Genomic DNA, 11,662 nt, shown 5'->3' with positions numbered 1-11,662 from the left:
CGCAGGCTGCCCGGGAGCAGCGGGGCGTAGGTGCGCGGGAGCGCCAGCCCGGGGGCTCCGTCGCCCTGCGGGGCCTCGAAGAGGTACGCCGCCTCGGAGGCGCTGTCGCTGACCAGGTGCGGCCCCTCCGCCCCGCCGGTGGCCCGCGTGAGCGGGGTCCGGAAGACGCTGCGCAACTGGCGCAGGGTCTCCGCCGTGACCGGCACGGGCAGCTGCTGCGGCTCCGGCTCCGGCCGCGGCTGCGGGCCGTCGGCGCGGCTGTCCCCCGCCGCCTTCTCCGCAGCGCCCGCACCGTCCGTCCCGTCCGGCGGGATCGCCCCCGCCAGCAGCAGCGCCAGGAGCACCGGGACCGCCTTCAGCCGGAGCGCCTCCGTGGCCCGGCCCAGCCGGTGCGCGTGCCCGCCGGGCAGCGACAGCGCGAGGCTGCCCGCCGCGTCGCCGAGCGCCAGGGGGACCGCCGCGCACACCACGCCGGGGGCGTACTCGCGCAGGTCGAAGACGGGGGCCCCCGGGGCCACCGCGTCGAGCGCGCTGAACAGGGCCCGGCTGTCGGTGATGGTCCGCTCGGTGAGCCGGGCGGGCCGGTGCCGGGCCACGTGGTCGGCGCGGCCGTCGTGGTCGAGCTGGCTCAGCAGGCACTTGCCCACCGCACTGGCGTGCGCGGCGTCCCGGAAGTCCACCCACTCCCGCACCGGCGGGGCGCCGGGCCCGTCCGCCATCTGGGTGATCCGGACCTCCCCCTCCGCGTACCGGCTCAGGTACACGGCCGCACCCGCGCTGTCCCGCGCCAGGGCCAGCGTGCGCTGCAACTGGCCCGCCAGTCCCCGGCCGCCCGGGGCGGCGAGCCGGTCGAGGGCCGGCCCCGGGGCGTAGACCCCGACGCCGGAGCGGTACGCGTACCCCTCCTCGCACAGCATCGACAGCAGCGGCCCGAGCTCCGCCTCGGCCAGGCCGGCCTCCCGTCCGAGCCGTCCGGCCCGGACGCCGAGCGGCCGCCGCTGCAGGACCCGTACGACGGCCAGCGCGCGCCGGGCGGCCGCCAGGGCCTCGCCGCCGCCGGGCTGGACCACGGTCCCGCGGGCCGCAGCCGTCAGCGCGGGGTGGCGCAGCGGGCCCGAACCCAGTCGGCCCGCCCCCGGCGGTGGCTTCGGAGCGGCCGGCGGCCGGAACGTGTCCAGCGCCCGGGACACCCCGGGCCTGGGCAGCGGCACCGGGCCCAGGTCGGGGTCGTCGAGCTGGTCGACGTAGCGCAGGACGGCGGCCTGCGCGCACAGTTGGACCTCGCGCAGCTCCCGGCGCCCGCTGGGCCGGAAGCGACGGTGGCTCAACTCCCGGGCCCAGAAGCGGGCGTCGTGGTGCTCGCCGCGCCGGGAGTGGTCGAGGAAGAGGCAGTACGCGGCGTGCGCGGTCCGGCTGCGTCCCGACCCGGCGGCGAACTGCCACCAGAACCGGGCCCCTTCGCGCAGTCCGGCCAGGTGCAGCAGGCAGCCGAAGACCACGGCTCCGGGCAGGTCGGCGTGGCCGCCGCTCTCGAAGGCGTCGAGCCGCTCCCGGGCCCCCGTGGCGCACACGGAGGCCAGACAGGCGGCCTTGAGGTCGCGCCCGGCCCGCTCGGAGTCCAGCGGCAGATCGCGCAGGGGGTCGCTCCAGCCGAGCGTGCGGCGCCGGGCGTGGGTTCCGCCGCGTCGGGGGGCCGGAGCGGGGAGCGGCTTCGACCCGGTGGCGGTGGTGGAGTCGGCGCCGCGCAGCAGCAGTCGGGCCTCCGCCGCGCCAAGGTCGTAGTGCGGATAGCGGTCGCGCACGCTCGCGCGGGCCAGGAACTGCTCCAGGGAGCGCGGGAGTCCGCCGTCCTCGCGACGGGTTCCGCGGCTCGTGCCCCGGTTCATGACTCGGCCGAGGTGTCGAGCAGGCGGGCGAGCCGGCGCTGGGCCTGGCCGAGCTGCGAGCGGACCGTGGCCTCGTCCACGCCCATGATGGCGGCGGCTTCGCCGGGGGTGCACTGGAGCCCGTACCGCAGCAGCACGGCGTCGCGCTGCCGTTCGGCGAGCCGGGAGACGGCGGAGTAGAAGCGGATGGTGTCGGTGAGCACCTCGTACTGGTCGGCTTCCGCGTGGGCCTCCTTGAGCGCTGCCTCGAACGCACTGGTGTCCATCGGCTCCGGCCAGGGGCTGCGGCGGAACTGGCGGTCTATCAGCCGCCGTTTGAGGACGGTCCACGCGTAGGCGTCGAGCCGGTCCATGTGCAGCATCCGCAGCCATTCGCACATGATCGAGTCGAAGGCGGCGTCGACCGCCTGCTCGGCCGCCGCGTCCGAGCCCAGCTGCAGGTACGCGAACCGCATGTAGGCCGGGCGCCGATCGGCGTGGAAGGCCCAGTACGACAGGCGCGCCGTCGCATTCCACTGGCTCATGGGCGCCGGCCGCCGTCGCCGGCTCGGCAGACCCACGGCTCCGCCGCCGGACTCCTCCGGAAGACCGCTGCCATCGCTCACCGCTCCACCCCATCCCGTGTGCGGGGCAAGGAAATCAGCGCGGGCGCACTCGGAGGGCGCAGAGACGAAAGCTGGAAGAATTACGTTCGGTGATGATCGCGCGTTGATCGATGTCGATCGCACATGCCCCCAACCAGCGCAAACGCATATGCCGTTCTCCTGTGCGTTCGTTTGGCGCCCCGCTGGAGAGCACGGCGTGTGACCATCCCAAGATTCACTCGTTTGTCGGAGAGTGGGCACAACACAGCGATTCGGCTCCACCGCCGTGGAGCAGGCAGAGGCAGTCCTCGTCGAGCACTACCCCCAGCTGGTGCGGCTCGCCTACGTGACGCTCCCGGTCACGCTCGGCCGCCATACCCGGGTCCTCCTCGCGCACAAGGCGGTCCAACGGGCCCTGCCGCGCGGCGGTCTCGGCAGTGCACAGACGGCCCCGGCCGGTCCCGACGGGCCGGGCGGGCCCCTGGCCCAGGTGCGCGTACGGGTCCTGCGCGCGAGCCTCGCTCCGACCGGCCGGGCCCGCCTCGCCGCGGCCGGGCTCGGGTGGCCGCCCGTGCCGCCCTTCGTCTGGGGGCTGCGGCTGTGGCCCCCGGCGGGCGGGATCGACGAGCCGGCCCGGGTACTGGGTACGGCGCCGGGGCCGGTCCGGGCGGCGTTCGTCCTGCACGGCATGGACGGCCTGCCCGAGGAGGCGGTGGCCCGGCTCCTCGGCGCGGCGGGGGTCTGCGATCCGGCGGACTCCGTGCGGGAGGCGCTGGCCGCTTGGCGGGAGTGGGCGGGCGGAGCCCCCGGACCCCTGGGCGCGGGTACGGGACCGGGACCGTGGCCGGGCCCGGCGCCTGTCGCAGGCCCCGGCTCCGCCCCCCGGACCGGGCCCGGGGCCCGGGTGGGGGAGGGCGGCGGGGAAACGCTCCTGCGAGGGGCGGGCGGCGCCAGGTTCGATGCCGCCGTGGTCAGCGCCCGGCCCACCGACCTGCTGCGGCGCCGCCGCCGCACCCGGGCGGGCTGGACCGCCGCGGTCGCGCTGGCCCTGGCCGCCGGGATCCTCGCCGCCGACGGGTCGCCGCCCCGCCCCGAGGCGTCGCCGCTCGCCGGACCGGCCGCCGCCGGGGCGCTGGACCCCGCCCGGCTGGTCCGGGTGCCCGCCGAGGCCTGGTCTGACACCGCCCGCGTCGACTTCACCGCCTGGCCCGCGCGCGGTGCCCGTACCGCCGACCGGGGTCTGCTCGCCCGCGCCCTGGGGGCCTGGGCTGCCCGGCCCCGGGAGGTGGCGGTGACGGCTGCGCCGGGGACGGCCACCGACGCCCCGCTGCGCGCACCGCACCTGCTGTACGCGGGGGACGTCGCCGGGCGGGCGGTCGTGCTGCTGCTCGACGGGGACCGGGTGGTCCGCTACGGCGAATCGGCGGACGCCACCGCCGGGCCGCGCGGCAGGGAGCTCGCCTTCGCCCGTACCGACGAGGCGAACGTGACCACCGCCGCCGCACTGACCCTGAGCCGCTCCCCGGCGAGCGGGAACGGCAGCGGGAGCGGGAGCGACAGCACGGACGGGGGCCGGGCCCGGTACCTGCTCGCGCCGTGGATCGCCCGGGCCGGCACCCGCGACCTGCTCCGGACGGGGGAGGGGACCACACCCCTGGCCGTCGCCCCCGACGGGGTCACCGAGGAGACGGCCGTGCCCCGCACGGGCGGCGCCGATGCCTCCGGCGCCTGCGGCGCGTGGCCCGTGCTGGAGCTGACCTCCTCCGCCCGCATCGTGGAGAAGCACGCCTTCCTCCTCGCCGACCTGGGCGCGCTGACCCCCGTACACCTGACCTACACACCGCTGCCCGACGGTCCGGGCGCGGTGGCGGCACGCCAGCCGCGCGAGGCCACCGGCGCGGCCGCGCGGGCGGCGTGGGCGCCGGTCGCCTGCCGGCTGCGGGAGTACCGGGACGGCGGGGTACGGGCCGTCAACATCTGGGACTTCGCCGGCTCCGAACTCCCCGACGGCGCGGGCCGGGCCGTCTGGACCTGCACCCGGGCCTCCGGCTGGGCCGGCCCGGGGGACGTCCTGGTCCAGCTGCGCCTGCCCGCCGGGGCTCCGCAGGACGTGGCGCGCTCCCGCGAGACCGCGGCGTGCGGACGGTTCGGACAGCACCTGCTCGCCGGCACCCGGTGGAAGTCGCCGGCCGGCCGCTGGTACCTGCTGGCGGCCGGCAGCCGCGAGGTCGCGGGCATCACGGCGGCCGGCGCCGTCCGCGCGGAGGTCGCCGGCCGGACCCTGGCGGTCCCCGTCGCCGGGCCGCAGGGCCCCGCGGCCACCCTGACGGGCAGGCTCGCGAGCGGGGTCCGGATCACCGCGATCGACGGCGCCCGGGGCGGCCGCGACTGACCGTCCGCCGCGGTGTCCCACCGCGGTGGACGGCGGTTCGGCCGCTGCCCGGCCCGCTGTACCATGGCCGCAGCGCGAGGGCCGTGACGGAGAGGTCACAGTCCTCGCTTTTGCGTTGCACCCCTCAGTTCTGCGCTGTACCCCCAGTCCACCCCGAAGAAATGCGGCGCGTGGCGTTTCGGCGGTTCGATACGATGAACCGCACGTCACGTCGTACCTGCATATACGAAATGGAGCATCCGAGGATGGCTCGACACCTGATCACCAGCGCGCTTCCCTACATCAACGGGATCAAGCACCTGGGCAACATGGTCGGGTCGATGCTTCCGGCGGATGTGTACTCCCGGTACCTCCGCCAGCGCGGCCACGACGTCCTCTACATCTGCGCCACCGACGAGCACGGCACCCCCGCCGAGCTCGCCGCGAAGGCCGCCGGTCTCTCGGTCGCCGAGTTCTGCGCGCAGGCCCACGACGCCCAGAAGGCGGTCTACGACGGCTTCGAGCTGTCCTTCGACTACTTCGGCCGCAGCTCCTCGGCGGAGAACCGCGAGATCACCCAGCACTTCGCGCGCCAGCTGGAGAAGAACGGCTTCATCGAGGAGCGCGCGATCCGGCAGGTCTACTCGCCGGTCGACGGCCGCTTCCTGCCGGACCGCTACGTGGAGGGCACCTGCCCGCACTGCGGTTACGACAAGGCCCGCGGCGACCAGTGCGAGAACTGCACCCGCGTCCTGGACCCCACGGACCTGATCGAGCCCCGCTCGGCGATCTCCGGCTCCACCGAGCTGGAGGTCCGCGAGACCAAGCACCTGTTCCTCCTCCAGTCCAAGCTCCAGCACGAGGTCGAGGCCTGGGTCGCGGAGCACGAGGAGGAGTGGCCGCAGCTCGCGTCCTCCATCGCCCGCAAGTGGCTGACCGAGGGCCTGCACGACCGCGCCATCACGCGTGACCTCGACTGGGGCGTCCCGGTCCCGGCCGACACGTGGCCCGAGCTGGCCGCCGACGGCAAGGTGTTCTACGTCTGGTTCGACGCCCCGATCGAGTACATCGCCTCCACCAAGGAGTGGTCGGACGCCGACCCGGCGAACCGCGACTACAAGTCCTGGTGGTACGAGGCCGAGGATGTCCGCTACACCCAGTTCATGGCCAAGGACAACGTCCCGTTCCACACGGTGATGTTCCCCGCCACCGAGCTCGGCACCCGCGAGCCCTGGAAGAAGGTCGACTACGTCAAGGCCTTCAACTGGCTGACGTACTACGGCGGCAAGTTCTCCACCTCGCAGAAGCGCGGCGTCTTCACGGACCAGGCGCTGGAGATCCTCCCGGCCGACTTCTGGCGCTACTTCCTCATCGCCAACGCGCCCGAGTCCGACGACTCCTCCTTCACGTGGGAGCACTTCGCCACCACGGTGAACAAGGACCTCGGCGGCACCCTCGGCAACTTCGTCAACCGCGTCCTGACCTTCTCCCGCAAGAAGTTCGGCGACGAGGTCCCGGCCGGCAGCCCCGCGGGCGAGGCCGAGGCCAAGCTGGGCGCGCAGATCGCCGAACTGCTGGCCGAGTACGAGGGCCACATGGACGCGCTCCAGTACCGCAAGGCCGCCGCCGCGCTGCGCGCCCTGTGGTCCGCCGGAAACGCCTACCTCGACGAGAAGGCCCCCTGGACGGAGGTCAAGACCGACCTGGAGGGCGCGGCGCTCAGCCTGCGCACCGCGATGAACCTCATCCACCTCTACTCGGTGGTCTCCGAGCCGTTCATCCCGGCCTCGGCGCGCGCCATGCGCTCCGCCTTCGACCTCGCCGACGACACGGCCACCTGGATCACCCCGGAGCAGGCCGCGTCCCTCGACGCGGTGCCGGCGGGTACCCCGTTCACGGTTCCGCCGGTGCTCTTCCCGCGGGTCACCGAGGACGACCTGGAGTCCTACCGCGAGCGCTTCGGCGGCAACCCCGAGGCCTGAGCCGCAGGGGCCCCCGGGACACCGGGGCGCCAGGGCATCAACTGACGCAGGGGCGCGACCCGTCGGGGTCGCGCCCCTGCGCGCGTTCCGCGCGGCCGGCGCCGGCGCGGGCGCCGTCACATCGCGGCGCCCAGGGCCAGGAACCCGCAGATCAGCACGAAGAGGATGCCGAGCAACGGCCAGACGAAGCGCAGGTACTTGTCGTAGCCGACCTTGGCCAGTGCGACACCGCCGATGGTGACGGCGGTGGTGGGTACCCAGAGGTTCATCCAGCCGCTCGCCGACTGCCAGGCCGTCACCATCAGCGCGCGGGAGACGCCCGCGAAGTCGGCGAGCGGGGCCAGGATCGGCATGGTGAGCGTCGCGTGCCCGGAGGTGGAGGGGATCAGGAAGGCGAGCGGGAGGTTCACGAGGAAGACGATGATCGCGAAGACCCCGGACGAGGTCCCCTTCACCACGCCCTCGATGGAGTGCAGCACGGTGTCGGTGATCTTCGAGTTGTTCATGATGACCGTGACCCCGCGCGCCAGCATGATCACCAGGGCGGGCGAGATGAAGTCCGCGGCGCCCTGGATGATCGTGGAGCTGAGCTTGGCCTCGCCCATCCGGGCGACCAGCCCGATCAGCACGGCCGCGCAGATGAACAGCGCCGCCAACTGGGCGAAGGACCAGTCCAGTTCCCAGGCGTACGGAGTCGCGTCCGCGTCGCCGGTGAGCGCGCTCGACCAGGGCACCACCGAGAAGATCATGAAGGCGAAGACGAGCACCAGCAGGACCAGGACGACCTTGTGCAGCCCGGTCAGCTCCGGTTCCGCCTCCTCGTCGCCGGTGGCCTTCTGCTCCCGGTCCCCGGGCAGGAACCCGCAGATCGACTTGGCGGGGTCCTTCTGGACCCGCCGCGCGTACCGGATCACGTAGAGCACGGTCACGGTGGTCAGCACGATCCACATCAGGAACCGCAGCCCGATCCCGTCGCCGAGCGAGATGCCGGCCGCCGAGGAGGCCACACCGGTCGCGAACGGGTTCACCGTAGAGCAGAGCACGCCGACGCCCGCCCCGAGGATGGCGGCGCCGACGGCGACCAGCCGGTCGTAGCCGAGGGCCAGCATCATCGGCACCAGCAGACCGTAGAAGCCGAGGGTCTCCTCGGCGAAGCCTTCCACGGTGCCCAGGACCGAGAAGACCACCATCACGGCGGCGATCAGCAGCGCCCCGCGGTTGCGCAGCCGGTGGGCGAGGCGGGCGATGCCGCGGTCCAGGGCCCCGGTGGCGAACACGACGGTGATGAAGGCGCCGATCGCGAGCACGAAGAGGAACACGCCCGCGCTGCCGTACAGATCACCGCTGAAGGTGGGACCGACCTCGCCGGTCTTGGGGTCCTGGAGGCCGTAGAGCCCGTTGACGGGGGAGAGGAACAGGTCGTTCAGGCGGTCGGTGAAGCTCTGGGTGCCCTCGACCCGGTGGTAGGTGCCGGAGACGGGCGCGCCGCTGTCGTTGCGGTCGTACTCGCCGGCCGGGACGAGGAAGGCCAGCAGCCAGATCGCGACGGTGACGCCGGCCAGGATGGTCAGCGCGCTGGGGAAGGAGAACTTCCGCGCAGGCGGCGGTTCCTCCGGCGGAGTCTGCACGGCCGGGATCTGGGGCGGGGCCGGGGGCGGGGGAGTCGTGGTCACCGTGCGCCTCCCGGGGACCGGGGGTCCTGTGGCGCGCGGAAGTCCGCGGCGTACTCCCGGACGAAGGCGGCCATCGCCACCACCGTGTTGCGGACCTCCGACAGCAGCACCCGCTCGTTCGGCGCGTGCAGGTTGCACATGCTGTCCTGCGCGCCGAACAGCAGCACCTCCGCGCCCGGAGCCGCCCTCGCGAGGCCGTTCACCAGCGGGATGGAGCCGCCCGTGGCCACGTACGAGGCCTCCGTGCCCCAGGCCTCCTTCAGCGCGGTCAGCGCCGCCCGGTACGCCGGCCCGCCCGTCCGCGCCTCGAAGCCGGGGCCGGTGTCGCCCGGCGTGACGGTGAGCGGGATGCCGAAGGGGCGCTGTGCGCGCAGGTGCTCGACGAGCGCGGTCCGGGCCTCCTTCGCGTCCTGGAGCGGATGGAAGCGCAGGTTCAGCTTGGCCCGCGCGTACGGGACCACGGCGGAGGCGGCGCCCGCCACGTCCGGGGCGTCCAGCCCGATGACGGTGACGGCGGGCCCGCTCCACAGCCGCTCGCCGAGCGAGCCGGTGCCGATCAGCGGCAGCCCGTCCCGCACGGAGGCCAGCCGGCGGAACTCCTCCTCGGTGTACGTCGCTCCCTCCCAGGGATCGCGGCGCAGCCCGGGCACCGCCACGTCGCCGTGCTCGTCGTGCAGGGTGGCCAGCGCCCGCAGCAGGACCAGCAGGGCGTCGGGAGCGGCCCCGCCGAACTCCCCGCTGTGCCGGGCCTCCGCGAGGGTGCGCACCTCCACCATCACCTCGCAGGCCCCGCGCAGACCGGTGGTCAGGGTCGGGGTGCCGGGCCGCAGGTTGCCGAGGTCGGCGATGACCATCGCATCGCAGGCGAACCGCTCCGGATCGGTGGGCGGATAGTCGTCGAAGGGGCTGCCGTACTCCTCCTGTCCCTCGATCACCAGCTTGATCCCGACGGGCGGCCGGCCGCCGTAGACCCGGAGCATGCCCAGGTGCGCGATCACGTTCGACTTGTCGTCGGCGATGCCGCGCGCCCGCAGGGCGCCGGGGACGCCGGGGACGGGCGTGGGTTCGAAGGGCGGGGAGAGCCAGAGGGTCGGATTGCCGGCCGGCTGGACGTCGTAGTGCCCGTACAGCAGGACGGTCGGGGCGTCCGGGTGCGGGGGCGGGATCTCCCCGTAGACGACCGGAGCGGTGTCCGGGAGGTCGATCCGCTCGATGGTGGGGACGCCCGCCTCGCGCAGCAGGGAGACGAGCAGGTCGTGCGCCTCCTCGACGGGTTCCGGCGGGTAGCCGGGGAAGGCGACCGAGGGGATCGACGCGAGCCGTTCCAAGTCGGCCCGCAGGCCGTCCATCAGGGCGTCGACCTGTGCTTCGAGGGTCTGCGAGCCGTCCGCGTCCACCTGCCACCGTCCCTGTGCTCCCCGGGGCCGCCCCGCCGAGCTGCGGGATCGGGTTCTCCGATCATCGGCGCGGGGGGCGGGCCGCGCCGTGACGGAGTGAGCCGGACGGGTGAAGCACGGCCGCGGGCACGGGGGCGCGCGGGGGCGCGCCGGGGTGGTGGGCGCGGGCACGCCTGCCGGTGCGGGACCGGTGCGCAGTCGGTGCGTGAGCGGGACGGGCCGGGGGCGCCGTGGCCCGAAGTGGGCTGCCGAGGGCCGATCTTGACCCTGTCTGCCGCGTATCGAAGCACCGCCGTGATCGTTTCTTCAGATGGAGTCCTCATCCCTGCTGCGGAATCGGGAGAACGCGCGGTGACCGCTTGGCAGTACTTCGCCGGGGCCGGCCTGGTGGCGGCGCTCTGCCCGCTGCACGGTCACGTGGCGGTCGCCGGAGACGGCCACGGGCGCGGCGCCCGGGTCGACCTGTGTGTCCCCGCCGGGTCGGGGCCGCGGCCGTCCGTGCCGCCGCTGCTCCTGCCGCCGTCGGCTCCGGCCCCGGCCGTCCGGCCGACCGCCCGTGTGCTGCTGCCCGGCCCGGCCGCGCCGACGGTGCGCCACCCCGGGCGGGGGCCGCTCGCCCCCGCGCCGGCCGGCGTGGCGGCGGAGCCCGGGCCGGGGCCGACGGCGCAGGCAAGGCCTTCGGCGGCGCAGCCGCGGGCGGCCGCGGTGGAGCAGGCCGGGGTCGCGCAGGCGGCTCCGGGCGGAGCGGTGGCTCCGCACCGGGGCGCAGCGGGGGCCGGGGCGGCGGGGCGCTTCCACGTGCGCCCGTACCACTCCGCGGCCCTGGCGCGGCGCGGCCCGGACGGCATGTCGACCCTGATGCTCATGGTCGTCGTCACGACCCCGGCGGTGCTCGCGGCCGTCGCGCTGCGGCCCCGTTCCCGGAGCCGCGGCTAGCGCCACGCCGCCCCCACGTTCAGTCCGCTCATCTCGACCTACGGAGAACCCTCGTGTCCGAATGGCTGGTCCTGGCCATCGCCATGGCGCTCGTCTGCGCCCTCGTCCTCGCCTTCACCGCGATCCGGCACCGCCGGGTCGCCGCCGACGAGGACACCAGCGAAACCCCCGACGTCCTCGAGTACATGGTGATGATGGTCGGCGTGGTCTACGCGATCGTGCTCGGCCTGGCCATCGCGGGCGTCTGGGAGGCGCGCGGCGCCGCCGAGGACAGCGTGCGCCGCGAGGCCCAGTCCCTGTACGAGGTCACCCAGCGGGCCGACGTCTACCCGGCCGCCGTGCGCGACCGGATCCGCGGCGAGGTCAACGCGTACGTGTCCCACACCGTCAGCGTGGACTGGCCGCGGCTGACCTCCGGGACCCCGGTGTCCGCGGAGGGCGGCGAACTGCTCGGCAAGCTGCGCAGCGACGTCACCCACCAGAGCCCGGGCAACGAGCTGCAGGCCCAGGCCTACCAGCCGCTGCTGGACCACATCGCGGCCGCCGACGACGCCCGCCACGAGCGGACGCAGAGCGACGAGTCCACCCTGCCGGGGGTGGTCTGGCTGGGGCTGGTCGCGGGCGGGCTGGTCACCGTCGGGCTGATCTTCACCCTGCAGATCCGGCGTTCGGGGCGGGAGCTGCTGCTGGCGGGGCTCTTCAGCGCGCTGATCGTGTTCCTGCTGTTCATGGTGTGGAGCTTCGACGCGCCCTTCGGCCGGGACGGGATCGACTCGGCGGCGCCGTTCCAGGACCTGTTCCCGTCGCTGAGCCTGGCCGCCGGGAGCTGATCG

Annotated in this window: 7 protein-coding genes and 1 pseudogene; 4 read left to right on the top strand and 4 right to left on the bottom strand. The window is 74.7% G+C overall.

What is annotated here, in order from left to right; translation table 11 throughout:
• Positions 1-323: 323 nt before the first annotated feature.
• Positions 324-1,070, bottom strand: a pseudogene (locus tag ACZ60J_RS11810) (IclR family transcriptional regulator domain-containing protein); the annotation flags it as partial.
• An 812-nt stretch (positions 1,071-1,882) separates the two neighbouring features.
• Entirely contained in the window at positions 1,883-2,410 is a 528-nt protein-coding gene (locus ACZ60J_RS11805) for an RNA polymerase sigma factor (RefSeq protein WP_469680951.1), read from the bottom strand.
• A gap of 346 nt (positions 2,411-2,756) precedes the next feature.
• Here ACZ60J_RS11805 and ACZ60J_RS11800 point away from each other — a divergent pair, with 346 nt between their 5' ends.
• Together ACZ60J_RS11800 and metG are read left to right on the top strand one after the other, a co-directional pair.
• Complete coding sequence (locus ACZ60J_RS11800) at positions 2,757-4,862, top strand: hypothetical protein (RefSeq protein WP_469680949.1); 2,106 nt, start codon at positions 2,757-2,759, stop codon at positions 4,860-4,862.
• 245 nt (positions 4,863-5,107) lie between these two features.
• On the top strand, positions 5,108-6,823 hold the full coding sequence (gene metG / locus ACZ60J_RS11795; protein ID WP_469680947.1) for a methionine--tRNA ligase: 1,716 nt from the start codon (positions 5,108-5,110) through the stop codon (positions 6,821-6,823).
• Positions 6,824-6,939: 116 nt separating this feature from the next.
• Here the strand turns inward: metG and ACZ60J_RS11790 are convergent, their stop codons facing one another.
• Together ACZ60J_RS11790 and ACZ60J_RS11785 are read right to left on the bottom strand one after the other, a co-directional pair.
• Entirely contained in the window at positions 6,940-8,451 is a 1,512-nt protein-coding gene (locus ACZ60J_RS11790; protein WP_469681517.1) for a YfcC family protein, read from the bottom strand.
• A gap of 41 nt (positions 8,452-8,492) precedes the next feature.
• Positions 8,493-9,893 carry a M20/M25/M40 family metallo-hydrolase gene (locus ACZ60J_RS11785; protein ID WP_469680945.1) on the bottom strand — a complete coding sequence of 467 codons (1,401 nt, stop codon included), beginning with the start codon at positions 9,891-9,893 and terminating at the stop codon, positions 8,493-8,495.
• 351 nt (positions 9,894-10,244) lie between these two features.
• On the opposite strand from ACZ60J_RS11785, the gene ACZ60J_RS11780 reads away from it, so the two are divergent.
• Complete coding sequence (locus ACZ60J_RS11780) at positions 10,245-10,829, top strand: hypothetical protein (protein WP_469680943.1); 585 nt, start codon at positions 10,245-10,247, stop codon at positions 10,827-10,829.
• Positions 10,830-10,882: 53 nt separating this feature from the next.
• Entirely contained in the window at positions 10,883-11,659 is a 777-nt protein-coding gene (locus ACZ60J_RS11775; protein ID WP_469680941.1) for a bestrophin-like domain, read from the top strand.
• Positions 11,660-11,662: the final 3 nt, after the last annotated feature.

The organism is Streptomyces sp. NPDC104226, assembly GCF_055584085.1.
Note: the sequence above shows the minus strand (reverse complement) of the source record. Positions and strands in the feature narration are given on the sequence as shown.